This is a genomic window from Paenarthrobacter sp. PH39-S1 (assembly GCF_030063245.1).
GTDB lineage: Bacteria > Actinomycetota > Actinomycetes > Actinomycetales > Micrococcaceae > Arthrobacter_M.
In genome coordinates, this window is record NZ_JASISR010000036.1 from 18,705 (window position 1) to 36,506 (window position 17,802).

General features: G+C 60.8%; 18 protein-coding genes and 5 pseudogenes. 18 read left to right on the forward strand and 5 right to left on the reverse strand.

Annotated features, from left to right (window positions below):
• Positions 1-38: 38 nt before the first annotated feature.
• The 6 genes and pseudogenes from QMG52_RS18040 to QMG52_RS18065 all read left to right on the forward strand — a co-directional run bounded on the left by QMG52_RS18040 (position 39) and on the right by QMG52_RS18065 (position 6,079).
• A complete protein-coding gene (locus QMG52_RS18040; protein ID WP_283561813.1) occupies positions 39-920 on the forward strand; it encodes a restriction endonuclease in 882 nt (293 codons plus the stop codon).
• A gap of 636 nt (positions 921-1,556) precedes the next feature.
• Positions 1,557-2,800 (forward strand): annotated as a pseudogene (locus QMG52_RS18045) (IS110 family RNA-guided transposase).
• Between the two features lie 234 nt (positions 2,801-3,034).
• Positions 3,035-3,325, forward strand: a complete 291-nt coding sequence (locus tag QMG52_RS18050; RefSeq protein ID WP_283561814.1) for a type II toxin-antitoxin system RelE/ParE family toxin — start codon at positions 3,035-3,037, stop codon at positions 3,323-3,325.
• Positions 3,326-3,337: 12 nt separating this feature from the next.
• Positions 3,338-4,423, forward strand: a complete 1,086-nt coding sequence (locus QMG52_RS18055) for an ImmA/IrrE family metallo-endopeptidase (protein ID WP_283561815.1) — start codon at positions 3,338-3,340, stop codon at positions 4,421-4,423.
• 1,084 nt (positions 4,424-5,507) lie between these two features.
• Positions 5,508-5,714, forward strand: coding sequence for a ribbon-helix-helix protein, CopG family (locus QMG52_RS18060; RefSeq protein WP_283561816.1), 207 nt, complete (start codon positions 5,508-5,510; stop codon positions 5,712-5,714).
• Complete coding sequence (locus QMG52_RS18065) at positions 5,711-6,079, forward strand: type II toxin-antitoxin system death-on-curing family toxin (protein WP_283561817.1); 369 nt, start codon at positions 5,711-5,713, stop codon at positions 6,077-6,079. The genes QMG52_RS18060 and QMG52_RS18065 overlap by 4 nt, the downstream gene beginning before the upstream one ends.
• A gap of 302 nt (positions 6,080-6,381) precedes the next feature.
• Here QMG52_RS18065 and QMG52_RS18070 read toward each other — a convergent pair whose 3' ends face one another.
• Positions 6,382-7,020 carry a response regulator transcription factor gene (locus QMG52_RS18070; protein ID WP_283561818.1) on the reverse strand — a complete coding sequence of 213 codons (639 nt, stop codon included), beginning with the start codon at positions 7,018-7,020 and terminating at the stop codon, positions 6,382-6,384.
• 8 nt (positions 7,021-7,028) lie between these two features.
• A complete protein-coding gene (locus QMG52_RS18075; protein ID WP_283561819.1) occupies positions 7,029-7,913 on the reverse strand; it encodes a sensor histidine kinase in 885 nt (294 codons plus the stop codon).
• Positions 7,914-8,057: 144 nt separating this feature from the next.
• Between QMG52_RS18075 and QMG52_RS18080 the strand changes: the two genes are divergently transcribed.
• The 10 genes and pseudogenes from QMG52_RS18080 (at position 8,058) to QMG52_RS18120 (ending at position 14,688) form a co-directional block, all read left to right on the forward strand.
• Positions 8,058-8,543: a tyrosine-type recombinase/integrase gene (locus QMG52_RS18080; protein WP_283561820.1), complete on the forward strand. Its 486-nt coding sequence runs from the start codon at positions 8,058-8,060 to the stop codon at positions 8,541-8,543.
• Between the two features lie 214 nt (positions 8,544-8,757).
• A pseudogene (locus QMG52_RS22415) lies at positions 8,758-8,829 on the forward strand (hypothetical protein); the annotation flags it as partial.
• Between the two features lie 38 nt (positions 8,830-8,867).
• Positions 8,868-9,782: an ABC transporter permease gene (locus QMG52_RS18085; protein ID WP_283561821.1), complete on the forward strand. Its 915-nt coding sequence runs from the start codon at positions 8,868-8,870 to the stop codon at positions 9,780-9,782.
• 20 nt (positions 9,783-9,802) lie between these two features.
• Positions 9,803-10,516: an ABC transporter ATP-binding protein gene (locus QMG52_RS18090; protein ID WP_283561822.1), complete on the forward strand. Its 714-nt coding sequence runs from the start codon at positions 9,803-9,805 to the stop codon at positions 10,514-10,516.
• A gap of 37 nt (positions 10,517-10,553) precedes the next feature.
• A pseudogene (locus tag QMG52_RS18095) lies at positions 10,554-11,368 on the forward strand (ATP-binding cassette domain-containing protein).
• Between the two features lie 72 nt (positions 11,369-11,440).
• Positions 11,441-11,698, forward strand: a complete 258-nt coding sequence (locus QMG52_RS18100; protein WP_283561823.1) for a hypothetical protein — start codon at positions 11,441-11,443, stop codon at positions 11,696-11,698.
• A gap of 147 nt (positions 11,699-11,845) precedes the next feature.
• On the forward strand, positions 11,846-13,003 hold the full coding sequence (locus QMG52_RS18105; protein ID WP_283561824.1) for a right-handed parallel beta-helix repeat-containing protein: 1,158 nt from the start codon (positions 11,846-11,848) through the stop codon (positions 13,001-13,003).
• 106 nt (positions 13,004-13,109) lie between these two features.
• Positions 13,110-13,442 (forward strand): beta-N-acetylhexosaminidase family protein, encoded by a 333-nt coding sequence (locus tag QMG52_RS18110; protein WP_283561825.1) that lies wholly within the window; start codon positions 13,110-13,112, stop codon positions 13,440-13,442.
• 28 nt (positions 13,443-13,470) lie between these two features.
• Positions 13,471-14,148: a family 20 glycosylhydrolase gene (locus QMG52_RS18115; RefSeq protein WP_502920565.1), complete on the forward strand. Its 678-nt coding sequence runs from the start codon at positions 13,471-13,473 to the stop codon at positions 14,146-14,148.
• 243 nt (positions 14,149-14,391) lie between these two features.
• Positions 14,392-14,688, forward strand: a complete 297-nt coding sequence (locus tag QMG52_RS18120; protein ID WP_283561827.1) for a hypothetical protein — start codon at positions 14,392-14,394, stop codon at positions 14,686-14,688.
• Between the two features lie 173 nt (positions 14,689-14,861).
• Here the strand turns inward: QMG52_RS18120 and QMG52_RS18125 are convergent, their stop codons facing one another.
• Both QMG52_RS18125 and QMG52_RS18130 read right to left on the reverse strand, forming a co-directional pair.
• A complete protein-coding gene (locus QMG52_RS18125) occupies positions 14,862-15,518 on the reverse strand; it encodes an SDR family NAD(P)-dependent oxidoreductase (protein WP_283561828.1) in 657 nt (218 codons plus the stop codon).
• 253 nt (positions 15,519-15,771) lie between these two features.
• On the reverse strand, positions 15,772-16,140 hold the full coding sequence (locus QMG52_RS18130; RefSeq protein ID WP_283561829.1) for a hypothetical protein: 369 nt from the start codon (positions 16,138-16,140) through the stop codon (positions 15,772-15,774).
• Positions 16,141-16,644: 504 nt separating this feature from the next.
• Between QMG52_RS18130 and QMG52_RS18135 the strand changes: the two genes are divergently transcribed.
• Positions 16,645-17,199, forward strand: coding sequence for a DUF3090 domain-containing protein (locus QMG52_RS18135; protein ID WP_283561830.1), 555 nt, complete (start codon positions 16,645-16,647; stop codon positions 17,197-17,199).
• A pseudogene (locus tag QMG52_RS18140) lies at positions 17,199-17,548 on the forward strand (protein kinase family protein); the annotation flags it as partial. The gene QMG52_RS18135 and the pseudogene QMG52_RS18140, both read left to right, overlap by 1 nt.
• 3 nt (positions 17,549-17,551) lie before the next feature.
• On the opposite strand, the pseudogene QMG52_RS22420 reads toward QMG52_RS18140, so the two are convergent.
• Positions 17,552-17,728 (reverse strand): annotated as a pseudogene (locus QMG52_RS22420) (transposase); the annotation flags it as partial.
• Positions 17,729-17,802: the final 74 nt, after the last annotated feature.

The window sequence follows — 17,802 nt, forward strand, 5'->3', positions numbered from 1 at the left end:
TTGCCTTTCCCTGCGCCTTTTGCCGCTATTGTGAGGGCATGGCGAAGGATTACCGGGACTACGAAAATGGCATAGCGGATGTCGTCGAGTTTCTCGTGAGAGGCCGGGCCACAGTCTCCCGTGACGTGTACCTGCAAGGTCACCAGTCGAATAATCGTCGCCAAATAGATGTCTTGGTGGAGGGCCACCAGTTTGGCATCAACCGTACGAAGCTCATCATCGACTGTAAGAACTATGCCAAGGCCCTGGATGTTAACGCGGTCGGGACCTTCGCCAGTATGGTCCAGGACGTAGGCGCTGAAGCGGGATGGCTTGTCACCACGATGGGCTACTCAGAAGCGGCGGCGAATTTTATTGAATCACGTCGGGGACTCAGGGTTCACGTAATGCCATTACAGGAGCTCTTGAAGTGGAGACCGAAGGGAACAAGGTCGGTTCTTTATGCTTTCAAATCCGAATCAGCGCGTCGACTCGCCACCGATGCTGTTCGGAAGAAGGGATTTCGGGCCCGAGCAGCTTCCCCAGGCGAGCTAACGGATCCCGACCCCACAGACCTGTTACTGGAGGTTTTCCGCTACTACAAGCCGCCAGAAGACGGCGACATCCTGGCAGTTACAGAGAAGGCCATAAGGGATGCTGGCGCAAATGAATTCAGAAACCTGAGCACCAGCGTCGTCATAGGTGGGGGTACACCTGGGCATCGCTGGCTACCTTTGACAATCAAGGGCCACCCAACGGAAATAAAACTGAATGTGGCCAACGATGCTGATGCTCGCGAGCAGATCAAAGAATTTGCAACTCATGGCATCCTCAAGCAATTGAGCCTGACAATCCCCGACCTGACCATCGATGATCTGGACATTGAACGCCCCGATGTCTGGCCGGTGCCAGGTCTATTCCCGGAGCAGCTGGGGCTGTAGCAGGCCCTCCGGGGGAGCGCGTCGCATACCTCCGCCCACATAAAGTCCGTGGAACCTAGCTCGATCCGAAATCAACTTTCGCCACCGACCCGACATCGCACCGGATGACGGTCCTGCACGACGAAGGCCTGTACCGGCATCTGCGCTTTGCTAACCCGGGGCAGCTCGACCTAGCGGTACATGTTCCGGTTTCTTGCCTGGACATTGGCCGTCCGGTAAGAACAAGATCGGCCGCCCTGGCGCTGGCCAGGCACCGGGTGACCGAGAGAAGTGCGGACTTGCTGGCGGAGTGGGCCCCGACCTTCATGGAGGATTCAAAACACTGGCTAGTTTCTGAGGGGCGCTTCGCTCCGCCGTGAGGACGGAAAATTTGTCCGCGTCACGTCTGTTGCCGGGATTTCTGGTGCTGACAGACGCTCTGGGGAGAGACTTGATGTGTGTGTTTCGGTCGACCCCGATTCGTCTATGGTGCCGGTGAGCCTGTTGGCTAGTTTGGTGGTGGACGGCACAGCTTTGTTGTCCGCGGGACCGTGGATTGTTGCCTTGAGCACGAATGTCAGATTTGTTGTTTTATCCGCCTTCCCCGGAACGCATGCACCTTGATTCCTGCAGGACGACTGGGAAGGGTGATCCGAGATGGAAGTGATGCACCCGCGGTGCGCGGGTATTGATATTTCGAAGAAGGATGCGAAGGTCTGTGTCCGTGTCCAGGGGCGGGGGGCCAGGGCAACCGCGTCGACGGTCACCACGTGGGGTGCGATGACCGGACAGAACTGGACCTGAAGGAACACCTGCTCAAGGAGCAGGTCAGTCTGGTGGTGATGGAAGCGACCAGTGATTACTGGCGTCCCTTCTACTACCTGCTTGAGGACGAGGGATTGAACGTCATCCTGGTCAACGCCCGTGATGCCAGAAACGTCCCGGGCCGTAAAACCGATGTCTCCGACGCTGCCTGGCTCGCGGATCTGGGCGCCCACGGGCTGTTCCGAGCCTCGTTCGTGCCCCCGCCGCCGATCCGTGAACTGCGCGACCTGACCCGGGCCAGGACGATCATCACCCGGGAACGGACCCGGGAGATCCAGCGCCTGGAGAAACTCCTCGAGGACGCCTGCATCAAGCTCTCCTCGGTGGCCTCGGACATCACCGGGGTCTCGGGACGGCTGATGCTGAAGGCACTGATCGAGGGGCAACAGGACCCGGTGGTCCTGGCAAACCTCGCCCAGCGCAGGATGCGGTCAAAAATCCCCGAGCTCACCGACGCGCTCACTGGCCGGTTCAGCAGCCACCACCGCTACATGGCGGAACTTTATCTGCACCGGGTCGACGCCCACACCGCCGATATCGAGGACCTCAGTGCCAGGATCGAGGCGGCGATGGAGCCCTTTCGTCTCGCCCGGGAGCTCCTGATCAGCATCCCGGGATTCAGCACCACCGTCGCGGAGGTCTTCATCGCCGAAACAGGTGCCGACATGACCGTGTTCCCCACGGCCGGGCACCTGGCGTCCTGGGCCGGCACCTCTCCGGGATCCAACGAATCCGCCGGACGGGTTAAATCCGCCAAAACACGCCCCGGCAACCGCTACCTCAAAGGAGCCCTCGGTATCGCCGCGCTCTCGGCAGCACGCTCAAAGAACACCTACTTCACCGCGAAATACTCCCGCCTCACCGCCCGGCGCGGGCCGTCCAAAGCACTCGTCGCGATCGAACACGCCATGCTCACCGCAGCCTGGCACATGCTCACTACCGGCGAACTCTACAAAGACCCCGGAGCCGACTACTTCACACGAAAGACACCAGCCAAAACCAAGACCCGCGCCATCAAACAGCTCGAATCCCTCGGCTACCAAGTCACCCTCGAGCCCCTGCAACAGACCGGATAACCCAGCCTCACGATGTTGACCCCTCAGATCACCCACTGACACGGACAACGTCACCGCAATTTTCATGTCAGGATTGATCAGCGGAACCTTTGACGGCCAAGGGGAACTCCGATGGAAACCTGCTGGACGTTATAGGGGATTTGAAGTGCTGAGACGGTCAGAGTTGCGGCTTCTTCCATTCGTCCGGGAATGTTGTAGTCTTACAACGTGTTACCTAGTAGGTAACGGATGGGGATGAAGGTTTACTCATCCAACAAGAAGCTCGCCAAGGCTGCCGCAAGCGCAGCCGAAGCGAAACGGCTGTATGGGGCGGATGTGGGGAAAGCACTTGGACTTCGCATAAAACAGCTGCAGGCCGCCAGAATGATCTCTGATCTGACAGGCTCTACAGGCAAATGGGCTCCTAAGAAACACAATCTCAAGGGGATATACGCTGCGCACGTCACCCCGAACTACCGGCTGCTGGTCGAGTTCAACGACGACGAGACCGTTGCCAATCTAATCGACATCGTTGACTACCACTGAGAGGGGACGGCCGTGACTGAAATTATTGAAATTGAGACGGACTTTGCTGTCCCGGCAGGGGAGTACATCCAGGAGTGGCTGGAGGAGAACAACTGGACTCAGGCACGTCTCGCCCGTGCTGTGGGCGTCACGCCCAAGCATGTCAGCAAGCTGATCTCCGGCGCCCGCCTTACTCACGAGGTGGCCATCCAACTGGAACTTGTTACTGGCGTCGCTGCCAGGATCTGGATGGGCTACGAGAACACCTACCGGGAAGACGTTGCGCGGCTGGCACTGCGGCACACGCTTGAAGAGCACGTCGAAGTTGCGCGCGCATTCCCCTTGAAAGACATGCGCACGCGCGGACTCATCACGGGAAACCTCCGGAAGCCGGGGGAGGTCCTGATGGAGTTGATGGCCTTCTTCCGGGTTGGCAGCCTGGACGGGCTGAGCGCACGGACGCAGCCCGTTCCTGCCTTTCGCCAGGCCTTAGCGCATCGTGTAGATCCTGGAGCCGTCCAAGTATGGTTGCGGTTGATCGAGATGGAACTTGAGCAGACTGAGCCTCTTGACTTCCCCTTCGACCGCGACATGCTCGAAGCGGTAATTCCCGACATTCGCAAGCTTTCAGCCGATTACCCGGAGGACTTTGGCGCAAGATTGGTGCACCTCATCTCTTCGGCTGGCGTCCGCCTGCTCTACATCAATGACGTGCCTGGCGCGCGCGTGCACGGTTGTACGCAATGGTTCGAGGGAACTCCCGTTATCACACTGAGTACCCGCGGAAAGGACGACGGTAAGTTCTGGTTTACGCTCTTCCATGAGATAGGACATGTCCTTCGCCATGCGGGAAATCAGATGTTTGTCCATGCCGATTCAGGCAAGAGAACCCCGCTAGAGGATGAGGCTGATGAGTTCGCCCGGGACACCCTGATCCCGCCCAGGTTTCTCCCCGAACTGCGGTCCCTGAAGTCCAAGACCAATGTTCGAGCATTCGCGCATAAAATTGGAACTTGCCCAGGGGTGGTCGTGGGAAGAATGCACCGCGAGCGTGTATGGGACTTCAGCTACGGGCACGACCTTTTCCAGAAGCTTGAAATTAGCGACGACGAGGGCTAACCGAAGGTCTGACATGCCAGTACGCTGGCCTTAGCAAAGGCGTTCGCCTTGCCGTTCACTTACTGGCGCATCGTCCGTGACCGGTGCCGGAACGGGTCCGCCTCCGGTTATATTGACGCCTAGACTCAGCGAGCCAGGGTTGGTGGACGGATGTTGACCATGTTAACGACATGCGGGGTGGAGGTCCGCAATGTGAATTCTGCTCGCCCGTCGCGGTGGCGGCTCCGATGATTGTTAAAATACTCATTGCTACCCTCCTCATCCGGACACCTTCAGCCTATGCCGCAGAGCAGTAGGAATGCCACAAGTATTCCGCAAAGAAGCGGAAGGCGCCCCGCGGTCTACACCTACGAGCCAGACCCACTGAACGCACTAACCGTATCGGCCACAGCAGCGCCACACAGGCTTCTCTTGGACCAAGTCGTACCATCCTTCGTGCAGCCGGGTAAGCGGATTGCTTTTCATATTCTGGAAGCTACCGAGAGACTCCGATCTACCCCCAAAAATGGGGCTGTGCACAATGTGCACACTTTTGCCGTCGGACTGGGTCGTACCGGTGCCGGACTGGGTCGGATTCGGCATGTTTCCGGGACTTCCCTATGTTTACAGGCGCAGGAAGCCGGTTCGAGTCCCACCTCGGGCACGTGTTTTCCCTGCTCAGGGGCTTGTGGGCCTCTGAGTGTGGACAAGTTGTTCACGTTTGGCCCCTTCGGGGGACTTTTTTGTTGGTGGCCAGGTGCTTCCTTCCTCCTCTATTTGGTCATCGGTTTGTGGATACTTCTTCATGGTCCGTCCTGGGCCGCACAACATGATGTAAGGGATTTCGACTCGATGTCGTGGGGGAGGCTGCTGGGTTGGTTCCTCACGTGTATTCATTGTCGTCGTGTTGGATCACGACATGACGGATCAATTAGACGCCGGGATGGCATCGGTTTCCGGTCCGGGTGGCGGCCAAAGCGCGAGCGAGCAATCCTGAGTCTCTCCACACGCCGTTTAGGGCCCGTTCGTGACGTGTAAGGACAGCGCGCGGGTTGCGGCGACTTGCCTTGGTTGTCGCGTGGTACTGGTTTGGTACCATGTGTTCATGGCTATGAATTTGCGCGTCCCCGAGGATCTGGATCGTCGCTTGGATCAGCTCGCTGCTGAGGAACATACCTCGAAGTCTGCGTTGTTGCTCCAGGGTGCAGAGTTGGTGCTGCAGCGTCACCGGAGCAGCCGTGAGATTAATGAGGGGCTGGATTTCGTGATGAGCCATGACGCAGATCTATTGACGCGCCTTGAGGATGCATGACCGGCTACCTCGAGATTGAGGACGCGCTGCAGGTCGTGGACAGATACGGGTTTCACATCCGCGATATCGGCCTCCTCGCCTCGGCGCTGGCCCGGCCGGCAACAACGGTGGTGGGTGTGGAGGCCTATCCGCGGCTGGCGATGAAGGTTGCTGCTTTGATGGAGTCGGTGGCGCGGTTCCACCCGCTGATTGATGGCAACAAGCGGACTGCGTGGACGCTGATGGCTTTGATGCTCTGGATCAACGGCTACAGGCATGACTTCAGCACCGATGCGGCGTTCGATCTCGTCGTGGGTGTGGCGGCCGGCGACGTCTCGCTGGAGGACAGTGCGGGGATGATTGCCTCGCATCTCGTAAGACGTTAGCCACGGCATTCTGTCGAGTGGTCGTTGGTTGGCTGCGGGGATGGTTACCGACCGTTGGCAAATCTGGCTTATCGCGGCGTGCCGAAGGTGTGAGCGTGTGAAGGAGCGGATGTAAGTTGTGAGCACATTTATCCTTGATGCCTGGGGCCCGGCCTTTGAGTTGGCTGAGACCCGAGTGAGGTCCTCCGAGATGTGGACGGAGACGTCATCGCCTTTCTCCATCTATTCCTTGGCAAATTTGGGATCGCTGGCAGGCTATTTTCCGGCCCGACTGCCAGGACCTGCAACCCGGCGCTGGTCGGTTAGCGGCCTATCAGTCCGCTTTCGTAGGCAAGCAGAACGGCGTGGATGCGGTCGCGGAGACCGAGTTTGGCCAGGATCCGTGTCACATGTGTTTTCACGGTAGCTTCACCCATGTAGAGTTTTGCGGCTATTTCGGAATTCGTTAGGCCAAGGGCCATGGCCCGAAAGACGTCCATTTCCCTCTCTGTCAGGACGCGGAGCGCCGGCGGTATGCCAGCCGGAATCGGCCGTTGGTGCACATAGGCATCGATCAAGCGTCTCGTGACGGTGCCAGCAAAGATACGTTCGCCAAGGTGGCATGCGCGTATCGCGGCTGCCAGCATGTCCGGTGGGGTGGTTTTGAGCAGGAATCCACTGGCCCCGGCCTGCAGTGCGGCAAAAACATACTCATCAAGATCGAACATTGTCAGAACCAGAACCTTGGCCTGCGGGCGGGCCGCAGCAATTCTGCGCACTCCTTCGATACCGTCGGTACCGGGCATCTGGATGTCCATGAGGACAACGTCGGCAGCTTCGGTTCCTGCGACCTTCGCAGCGGCTGCGCCATCTGCTGCCTCACCCACAACATCGATATCGGGTTCCGCCAGCAGGATAGCGCGTAGCCCGCCCCGGATCAGGGCCTGGTCATCGGCGATCACCACCCGGATCACACACACAGGGCTCGGTTCGGGAGAGGGAAGCAGGCCTTGACGGTGAAGGACCCGCCGGAGTTGCTGACCGTAAATGTGCCACCCACACTGTCCATCCGCTCCAGAATGCCTGCCAGCCCGAAGCCTTCGCCACCGGCGCTTCCAGCGACCGGTCCGGGCAGGTCGTTGGTCACAGCGATGATGACGCTCGAACCATTACTGGTGACCTTCACTGTTGTCTTGGCCCCTGGGGCGTGCCGGGCAACGTTGGTGAGGGCCTCCTGCACCGTGCGGTGGATGGCCCGCGTCAATTCTCTGGGCAGGTTGGAGGTATCGCTTATGAGAGTCACATTGAGGCCAGCGGAGCGCATCCGGGCCGTCAATTCTTGGAGGGTCTCCGCTGACGGGGCAGCCAAACCCGGGGAACCGATGGCGCCAGCGTCGAGCACACTGAACAACTCCGCAAGTTCAGCCAAGGCGTGTTCGCCCGCGGACTCAACATTTGCCAGGGCGTTCCGCGCCCCTTGCGGATCCCTCGCATACAAGGCCTGCGCGGCCGAAGCCTGCAGGACCCTCACGCCCACTGCATGGCTTGTGACATCATGAAGCTCCCGCGCGATGTGCAACCGCTCCGAGCGGACCGCCCGGTCAATGTTGCCGTGGATATTATCGGCCAGAGCGCTCCCTTGAGCTTCGGCAGTACGCCTGTCGCGATCGCGGGTGCGCCATTCCGCTCCTGCCAGTGCAGGCATGACAAACATGGCCACTATCAGTTGGACGGCGCCCGGTTGGTCCAGGTAGAACCGCCAGACTGTAGCGGCCAAAAGGACGGAAAGCCCCGCCCAGGCCGTCCGCTGACGAGAGACGGAAACGGACCATGACAGAACAGTAAATGTGATCATCGGGCCAGCGTAAACCCGTAGATGAAAGGCAGGCCCAGGACGGTGCTCAGGGCTGTGAGCGTTGCAGTGGCAAGGCAGGCAAGCGCCGGTTTGTGCCGTCGAAATACCAGCGGCAGGGGAAGCGCAGCCGGGAGGATCCACGCCATGGCGTTTCCCGGCGGCGGTCCCGCCAGGACAGCTTCCAGAAAGGACAGAAGACCCGCCCCCATCGCTGTCACTGTATCTGCACGCCAAGGCGGTTGCCCCCTGTTCTGCGGCTGGACCCGCGGTTCACCCGGGCTCGCCCTCAGCAGGCCCAGAAGCCACCTCAGCTCCGTCACGGCCGCACGGCCCCGCTTGCGTGCGGTGGCGCCCCATACCGAGCTGGCAGGTCATGCTTCCATTTATCAAGTGACCAGACGCGTCTTCAAAACAGCAGGGGTGGACCGGACGAGGGCTGGGACCCGGTTGCTACGCCACAACGCGGCATCCAAACTCCTGCGCGCCGGAACACCCCTGCCAACGATATCGGCGGTTCTTGGCCATTCGAGCCCGGACGCCACCAACGTATATCTGAGCACGGACACCGAGCATATGCTGGCCTGTGTCCTGCCTCTGCCGCTGGTGTTGCACAACGGAGTGAAACGGTGAACGGGTCCAGGTTTACGAGCGTGTTCGCGACCGAACTCGAGCGTTTCCTTACTTTGAAGGAAAGCATGGGCTTTCACGGCAATCCCGTTTGTGGTACTTGAGGAATTTCGACCATTACTGCACTGAGCACGGCCTGCAGAATTTCGACCGACTCACCGTTGAAGGGTGGGTTCTGTTCAAGCAGTCGAGCCCATCCGCTACCTCCCCGTCGTGGATGTCATACATCATCGGTGGATCTCCGCTGGCGCTGATTTCCCTTGGCATCTTGGTGCTGCTGGTGCTTGCCACCGTGCTGGCGCCGCTGCTGACACACTTCGATCCCAATTGGGGGATATCGGCCAGGCACTGGCTGGCCCGGGATACGATCATTGGCTGGGAACCGACAGCTCCTGGCGGGATGTCTTTTCCAGGCTTCTCTACGGCGGGAGGATCACCCTCGGCGGAACGGGGCTGGCCGTTGCGGTCGCCGTTGTTATAGGTGTGACCACAGGCCTTGTAGCCGGCTACTTTGGCGGCAAAGTGGATACCGGAGTCGATTGGTACAGCAACCTGCTCATCGCCCTGCCGCACATCATGGTGCTGCTGGCTGTGCGGGCGGCATGGGGGAACAACATCTGGTTGAGCATGAGCGTCTTCGGCGTGCTCATGGCGCCCGGTTTCCACCGCCTGGTGCGCGCGATAGTCAGCGGGGTCCGGAATGAACTTTATGTTGACGCGGCACGCGTTTCCGGACTGTCCCTGCCCCGGATCCTGGGCCACCACGTGCTGATAGCCGTCCGCGCTCCGATCATTATCTACGCTGCTCTGGCCGCCGTGGTCGTCATCGGTGTGCAGTCCGGCCTTGACTTCCTGGGGCTGGGAGACACCACGATCCCCACCTGGGGCAATATGCTCAACGAGGCGCTGGTGAACCTCTACATTGCACCCGGCCTCATGCTGTGGCCCGGCATTGCCCTGGGCGTGGTCAATGCCGGGCTGATTTTCTTCGGGAACAGCCTGCGCGACGCGCTGGAGGACAGACCGGCAGCCGGCCGGCGGCGCCGTCGTGCATTGGCCGCCCCGCAACCGGCCACCGCGGCCATCCCGGAGGCTCCGCAGACCGACGACGGCGACACTCGTGCCCACAGCGGCCGGATAGTTCCCGGCGTGGCCGGTTCCGATTTCATTCCCGATGTGCCGGTGATGGCAGTGCGGGACCTCAGTATTGGTTACCCTGCGCCGAGGGCGTCAAGCCCGTAGTCAAGGGCATTTCGCTCGGCGTGCGGCGCGGGGAAATCCTCGGGCTCGTCGGTGAATCCGGTTCGGGTAAAACCCAGACTGCGTGGGCGATTTTGGGCTTGCTTCCAACCGGAGGCCGCATCATGGGTGGCAGCATCGACGTCGCAGGGCGTCAGTTTCAGTCGCTATCGGCGCGGGACCGCCGCAGGCTGCTGGGGAAGACCGTAGCGTACATTCCGCAGGAACCGATGTCCAACCTGGATCCCACGTTCAGGATCGGCTATCAGCTGGTGGAACCAATTCGCCGGCATTTAGGTCTGGGCAAGCAGGCTGCGAAAGATAAGGCCCTTGCGATGCTGGCCCGGGTTGGGATCTCGGATCCGCAGCGCACCTTTGACTCCTACCCGCATCAGATCTCCGGTGGCATGGCGCAGCGCGTCCTGATAGCAGGTGCGGTCTCCTGTAATCCGGAGGTCCTGATCGCGGACGAACCCACCACGGCTTTGGATGTGACAGTGCAGGCCGAGGTGCTGGACCTGTTGCGCGACCTCCAGCGTGAAAGCGGAATGGCAGTACTGCTCGTGACGCACAACTCCGGCGTGGTAGCGGATATCTGCGATCGGGTGGCGGTGATGCAGTTGGACAAAATTGTGGAGCAGAACGACGTTGACCGGCTCTTCAAGGATCCGCAGCATCCGTACACCCGGATGCTGCTGGAGTCCGGGCTGGAAAACAAAACCCCGCGACCGCTCTGATGGCCGAACCACCGTCCGATCTCCAGGAGGCACAGCTGTGAATCCGCTGCTTGACATCAGGAACCTCGTGACCGACTTCCCTACGAAAGGATGGCGCAGACCGCCGTTCAGGGCGCTCAAAGGCGTCAACCTGGATGTGAACCCCGGCGAAACCGTGGGACTTGAGGGAGAGTCCGGTTCCGGCAAAACCACTATCGGCAGGGCCGTCCTGGGTCTGGCCCCGGGGAGCGGCGGGGAGATCATTATTGACGGCACCAACATCGGGCAGCTGTCGCGGGCCCGCCGCCGGCTGATGAGCCGTGATGTCCAGGTGGTCTTCCAGGATCCCTACACCTCGCTGAACCCGGTCTTGACCATCGAAGACATCCTTTGCGAACCTCTCATTGTCCAGGGCATAGCCAAGGCACAAGCACGACGGCGGATTTTAGGCCTGCTGGACCGGGTGCAGTTGCCGACAGACGCCGGCGCCAGACTGCCGAGGGAGTTTTCGGGTGGCCAGCGCCAGCGCGTGGCTATGCCATGGAACCGAAGCTGATTGTCTGCGATGAACCCGTTTCCGCCCTGGACCTGTCCACGCAGGCCAGGGTCCTGGACCTTTTTTTGGAGATCCAGCAGGAAACGGGTGTGGCGTACCTGTTCATCTCCCACGATCTGGCCGTTGTCTGTCACATCAGCCACCGCATCGCGGTGCTCTGCCACGGTGAGGTGCTGGAGTTCGGTGAAGCCGGGTCGGTGACGGAAAACCCCGGGCACCCGTACACCCAACGGCTGCTGATGGCCTCCCCTGTGGCCGATCCGGCGCGGCAAAAGGCGCGGCGGGAGGCGCGGCTGGCGTTCTTGGCCCAGCAGTAGGAATTCCGTCCAAAGTAATGTCCGCAGTACGCATCTGAACGGTACCCCCGGGCTGCCGAAAAAGGAGAAGTGATGGCTCAGCGTTACAGACTATTGGCACTATTGGCACTAATGGCCGCGGTTGCCCTTGGATCCGGCGCCGTGGCAGCGGCCCCTGCCGTCGCAACGGCCGCTCCGGAGGGCCGGACCGCGCACACCGGCAGCACCTCCTATGTGGACTGTTCCCAGCCGGCGGCGGGCACGGGGACGGAGCGCCTGCCCTGGAACAGCCTCGAGCAGGTGGCCAGCCACGTTTTCGGGCCCGGCGACCAGCTGCTGTTCAAACGCTGAACCACCTGCAAGGGAACGCTGAAGACCCAGGGATCCGGTTCCGAAGAGGAGCCGTTCATCATCGGCGGCTACGGTCATTCCACGGCCCGGGCCGTTCTGGACGGAAACGGCGCCTACACCGCCGTCCACCTGCACAACCAGCAGCATGTGAGCCTGCGGGATCTGGAAATTGTCAACGCCGCCAACCCCGGGACCAACCGGCGCGGGATAACCGTCCAGCTGCAGGACTTCGGTACCGGCAGCGGCTACAACATCGACAATGTTTATCTTCACGACGTCGCCGGCGACGACGCCAAGGGGCCCGCGGGCAGCCAGGGCATCGCCTTTGTCGTCACCGGCAACCGGACACCCACCACCTTCAATGATGTGCACATCACCAACAACCGGCTGGAGAACATTGACCGGCAGGCCATCAACCTGCAGCTGAGCACCTGGGCCTGCCGACCGGAAATCGGCTGCGCCACGGCACCGAATTGGTTGCCCGCGACGCATGTGGTGGTCAAAGACAATTACCTTGGCAACATAGGCGGGGACGGCATCGTGATGAACACCACGGACGGCGCCCTCGTGGAGAACAATACCGTCGTCGGCTTCAATGAGCGCTCGGCCGGGTACAACGCCGGAATCTGGCCGTTCAACAGCAACAACACACTGGCACAGTTCAATAATGTCTCCGGTGGCAAGGGCCACCGGGACGGCATGGCCTATGACATCGACGGCGGTAACATCGGGGCAACCTTCCAGTACAACCTCAGCCATGACAACGAAGGCGGTTTCTTCCTGCTGTGCACCGCCAACAACATCCAGCGCGGGTCGGTCGTCCGCTACAACATCAGCCAGAATGACAGCTACCGCGGCGTGGAAAACTGCGCCGGCAAGATCGAGGACGCGCAGATCTACAACAACACCATCTACATCGGCGATGGCATTTCACAGGTGGTTGTCAACGAAAACGTGGATGCCCTCCGAAACGTCCAATTCCGGAACAACATCGTGGCCAAGTCCGGCACCGGTGAGGCCAGCTTCAATCTGGCTGCCCATTCCGGCTACACCTTTGCAAACAACAGCATTTCCGCCTCGATCGTGAACCAGCCGGCCAACCCCGGCGGCACTTCTGCGGATCCGCTGCTGTGCGGCCCCGGAACAGCGACAAGCAGCAAAGACGCAGCCGGCTACCTGCTGCAAAAGAATTCCCCGGCCCTCGGGGGCGGACTATCCATTCCGGACAACGGCGGACGCGACTTCTTTGGGGTAAAGATCAAAAAGGAAACAGCCACCGGCGCCTCCCAACGCGGCCACTGCTAACAACCCCTGCTGTTGGCCCTGCCCGGTTCATCCAGACAGGGCCGACAACGGCTTCATAACCGGGACCCGGCCAAGGCAGGCCTAACCTCCCAGAACGGACGACACGGTGACTACCGCAGAACTCATGGCCAACACCCACGGCGCGAACGCCAACTCCTGTCCGGCGGTGGTACCGGCGCTTCAGCAGTGGGAGGGCGGCCACGGGTTCCTGACCCTGGCGGATGGATTCCGCGTTGTGGTAAACGATCCCGGGCTGGCCGCAACAGCCGAACAGTTGGTCACCGACATCGCCGAAGTGTGCGGAATCGCCGGCAGGTCCGGCGCCCAACCCGGCGGGGCCGGACCCGCTGAGGTCCAGGCACCGGAAGGTGTGGCCCCCGCCGGCGGAATCTCGCTGCTTCCCGGCGCACGCCCGGTCCATCGTCCGGGTTCGGCCTGAGCTGGGCCTTAACAACGGGGACTCGGACATGCTGGACCTGTCCAAACCGGAAACGACCGACTTCGTCCAGGCGATCTTTGATGAGTTCACGCCGTGGTTCCGCGGTCCCTATGTGCACTTCGGCGCGGATGAATATGAAAAAGAACACGCAGAACTCTACCTGCGCTTCTTCAATGAGATCTCCTCCCACCTGCAGGCCCTGGGCAAGAAGCCGATGGCGTGGGGCAGCCTGACCGCCATGTCCTCAGGTGCGGATGCAGCGGGCCGCAGCGGCTACAACTGCGACGTCGTAATCTGTTCCTGGAACAACGACTGGTACGGCCCGCAAGCCGCCACTGCGGACGGGCACCGGATCATCAACACCAATGACGAGCTGCTGTACATAGTCCCCTTCGCCGACTACTACCACGGCACACACCTGGACGGCCGAGCACTTTTCGACGGCTGGGAACCGCACGTCTTCGCAGACAACCAGTCGCTTGATCCCCAGCATCCGCAACTGCTCGGCGCGGCATCGGCGGTATGGAATGACATGGTCCTGAGGGACTACGACGAGCAGTTGATCCACGAGCTGGTGGAACCGACCTTCGGACTGCTGGCCCAGAAAATGTGGTCCGGCGCCCCAGCCGGACTCTCCTATGAGGCCTTCATGCTGCGGATAGCGGCGCTCACGCAGTGGCCGGGCCGGAGCTACCTGCAACCGTGAGCTGTAGAGACAGAGGCTACAGTCAAGCCACCATAGTCCGATCGTTTCACGCTTTGTCGTAAAGGCGCAGCCCGCGAGCGTCTTGGTGGTGTCGTTCCTGACGGGCGCGGCCCTCGGGGTGCTGTTGGGTTCGTAACCACGCCACCGTGTTGAACACCGATATTGCCGTGTAGTGGGCCAGGAGCGCGCCTAGGAGCACCGATCGGTACACGCAGGGCAGGAGGTTGATGATCGTGAGAATCCTTGCCCGATACGCACACAGCTGCGATGACTGACCTGCTGGCGGCCAATCCGCGGGTGACCATGCAATTCACACCGACCAGCTGCTCGTGGCTGAAAATGGTGGAGATCTTCTTCGGCATCATCACCCGCCTATGCCTCAAGCGAGGGACATTCGCCTCGATCAAGGACCTGGAGGAGAACATGGAACGCTACATCGAGAACTACAACAAGGACGCCCAGCCGTTCGTCTGGACCAAGCCGCCGGAACACCTGCTGGGCAAAATGAAACTCAAACGAACTATTAGCACGCAAAACTAGCTCCGCGAAGTGCATGACAGGAACCATTCCAGTTTTGCCTGCGTTCCGTTTGGTTGTATTCCCACCAGATGGCCCAGTGGAGGTGAAGCCCATCGAGTTTCGGTGCCTGGGAATGAAACTGTCCCGGGTTACAAGATCATTTGGAACCCGAAAGCGGTTCTGTGGATCGAGGCTTAGGGCTGCATGTACAGGACCTCGCCTGCTGACTTTCCGGTGTGCAGGTCCCAATATGCTTCGGCGATCAAATCCGGATCGAAGAACGTGCCGGCCTGGACGACGCCGCCTATGGTCACGGTGCCGACCTTGAGGCCCTGCTCGGCGAGCTCATCGCCCAGGGTTAGGGTCAGGTTGCGTAGCCCGGCCTTGCTGATGGAGGCCGATGCCCTGGACGCAACGGGATTCAAGGCCAGTAGTCCTCCGGTGAAAAGGATGGAACCCGAACCGCGTTCAATCATGGCGGGAGCCGCCAGCTGGGCGCAGCTCAGCGCCCCGACCACGTTGACCACGAAATCCCGGGTCAGGTCCGCGGTGTTCAGGACGGAGGGGTTGGCAATCGTGTTGGCTCCGGCGTTGTAGACCAGGGCATCCAAGATTCCGTGTTCGGCCTGAATGCGGGCGAAAGCCGATTGCAGGCTCTGCGGGTCGGTCACATCGGCGACGAGGCCGTGGGCTTCGATGCCGGCGTTCTTGAGCTCCGATACCCGAAGCTGAAGTGATTCAGGGTGCCTGGCCAGCAGGATCACCGTGAAGCCGTTGGCTCCAAACTTCCTGGCCACTCCGGCGCTGATGCCCGGACCGGCGCCCACGATGGCCACGCACTTCTTGTTCATTTCTGCTGCTTTCGATTGACGCGATCGCGACGACAACAAGTCTGGTGGAAAGGAGCTGGAAACGTTCGAGGCGTGGGCAGGCATTCCATGTCATTCGCGTGGGAGGACTGGATTTTCAATGTATCATCCGAAAAATTCTTGCTTTGGAGCCTCTGGGGCCATAAGCGCCGATGGTTTCACTGCAGGCCCGAACCTGCGCGGCGGCGCCGATTGTATTCCCCTGTGCGGTGTGAGAAATTTCATCCGGTCATGGTTATCGCGGGGCCAACCACGCAGAACGCCGAGGGTCGTTATGGGGGCTTGTGAAAAGTGAAAAATTCGAGGATAGCGTGATTTCGGCAGAAAGGACCAGAATTTTGCACTCAAGCACGCCGGCGGCGGCGTCCTGGATGGCCAAGGTCTGGGGTCCTTCGGTCTGGTTGTTGTAAATGAGGAACTTCACCGATCTTGCGGGGATCAAGTCGAGGGTGTCTTTCATGACGGAGATGGGGACGTCTTGGCTGGCTTCGATGGCACGGCTGTAGTCTGCGGGGGTTTCGTTGACGAGCCCGGCGGGCTGGAGGGAGGTCAAAGGCACCGGTTCGGTGATGGCGACGATCTCGCCGGAGTAGTGCGCTTTCATGGGTGAATCAGTGAAATATTCAACGCCAAGGTATTGCCAGGCGGCGCAATGACCTGCGGTTGCCGGTTTGATCTGATTGGCGCGAGGCCAGGCGCAGCCGCCGATGGAGTTGATTTTGCTGGGCGTACTGGCTACGTCACCGTGACCTCGGGCTTGCCGAAGACGGCCTGGTCGTTGACGACGGAACTCCTATCGACCTACACAATCGCGACCTCTCGGCCGTCGGCCGCCGTTTTAACATCCAGATGTTGTAGATACACGCGACTAGCACCAGTTGAATCAGAGTGGCCCACCTCGGCATGGGCCGGCCCACTTGCAGGTGACGGCTGCTGACAGCCGGATTTAAGGCTCTCCAAAGCCTTGGATGCTGGAGGTGGAAAGGGCAAAAAAGAGGGTGTGCACAACGTGCACAATTTGGGCGTCGGATCGGGTCGTACTGGTGCCGGACTGGGCCGGATAAGTGGGGACAAGGCGCCGTGATCGTCATGAGCCTAAAATGCTTACATGCCTACAACTGTTCACGAGTTCGCCTGGCCTGATCGGGTCGTCGTCGGCACCATTGGCGTTTCGGGGGCGCGCACGTTCTACCTGCAGGTGCGAACAGGGACGCAGATCGTGAGTGTTGCCCTGGAGAAGCAGCAGTCGGCTCTGCTCGCCGAGAAGATCGACGAAATTCTCGACCAGCTCATCACCCTTGAGGGCAACCCCTTCAGCATTCCCACCAGTACTCCCATTGGACTCGTCGACAATGACCCGCTCGAGGCTGTTCAGGAGCAGTTTCGCACGGGCGCCATGAGCCTGGGTTGGGACCCGACGACGGCGCAGATCGTCATAGAGGCCCACCCGGTCGCTGATGTCGGTGCTGATGACGACAATGAATCGCTTGATGAAGATGACGCTGACGCCTCCGAATTGCTGCTGGTGCGAATGCCGGTCGGCACCGCCCGCGCATTCGCCAAGCGCACCCGTGAGGTCGTGGATGCCGGGCGTCCGGCGTGCCCGCTCTGCGGGTATCCTGTGGACGCCGACGGGCACATCTGCACCCTTCCGGAGGTCTGATGCCATTGCCCGACCTGGTGACCGCCAAGCTGACGCTCACCGGCCGCATCACTACGGCTTCAAACGCCACCTTCCTGGGCCGCACAGGCGGCGTGATGGTCGTCTGTAAGCCGATAGCAGGCAAACGCCCGCTGTGGGATTTTCCCAGCGGCGCCCTGGCCCACCGAGAGGTGGCCGCTTACCTGGTCTCGGAGGTCTTCGGGTGGAACGGCGTGCCGCACCCCTGGCTGCGCGATGGTCCATGGGCGAAGGAATGGTGCAGCTCTGGCGGGAGCAAGACCCCGCTCAGAACGCCGTGAACTTGGTTGCTACGGAGTACGTGCCCGAGACCGGCTGGAAACACGGACTTCACACCGTCTTCTTTGTCGGCGATCTTCATCCAAAGGTGCAGGGCAGCAGGTGAACCACCGAAGTCCTTGGCGATCTGCGTGATGGGTGATTCGCCCTTGCGGGCAACCGCGACGACATCGCGGCGGAAGGTGCGGAGATGGTGACCGACCTGGCTGCCGGGTAATCCGCTGGCGGCCACCACGGAGCAGACCCAACTAGTGATCCGCGATTTGATCCGCACGGGTTATCTGAAACGGCAGAAAACCCAGCCTG

Excerpts from the sequence above, each read along its gene's own strand:
- QMG52_RS18040 (WP_283561813.1), top strand. The coding sequence starts at position 39 with ATGGCGAAGGATTACCGGGACTACGAAAATGGCATAGCGGATGTCGTC.
- QMG52_RS18100 (WP_283561823.1), top strand. The coding sequence starts at position 11,441 with ATGGCTCAGCGTTACAGACTATTGGCACTATTGGCACTAATGGCCGCG.
- QMG52_RS18115 (WP_502920565.1), top strand. The coding sequence starts at position 13,471 with ATGCTGGACCTGTCCAAACCGGAAACGACCGACTTCGTCCAGGCGATC.
- QMG52_RS18080 (WP_283561820.1), top strand. The coding sequence starts at position 8,058 with ATGGCGTTTCCCGGCGGCGGTCCCGCCAGGACAGCTTCCAGAAAGGAC.
- QMG52_RS18130 (WP_283561829.1), bottom strand. The coding sequence starts at position 16,140 with ATGAAAGCGCACTACTCCGGCGAGATCGTCGCCATCACCGAACCGGTG.
- QMG52_RS18060 (WP_283561816.1), top strand. The coding sequence starts at position 5,508 with ATGGCTATGAATTTGCGCGTCCCCGAGGATCTGGATCGTCGCTTGGAT.
- QMG52_RS18125 (WP_283561828.1), bottom strand. The coding sequence starts at position 15,518 with ATGAACAAGAAGTGCGTGGCCATCGTGGGCGCCGGTCCGGGCATCAGC.
- QMG52_RS18065 (WP_283561817.1), top strand. The coding sequence starts at position 5,711 with ATGACCGGCTACCTCGAGATTGAGGACGCGCTGCAGGTCGTGGACAGA.
- QMG52_RS18135 (WP_283561830.1), top strand. The coding sequence starts at position 16,645 with ATGCCTACAACTGTTCACGAGTTCGCCTGGCCTGATCGGGTCGTCGTC.
- QMG52_RS18075 (WP_283561819.1), bottom strand. The coding sequence starts at position 7,913 with ATGATCACATTTACTGTTCTGTCATGGTCCGTTTCCGTCTCTCGTCAG.
- QMG52_RS18050 (WP_283561814.1), top strand. The coding sequence starts at position 3,035 with ATGAAGGTTTACTCATCCAACAAGAAGCTCGCCAAGGCTGCCGCAAGC.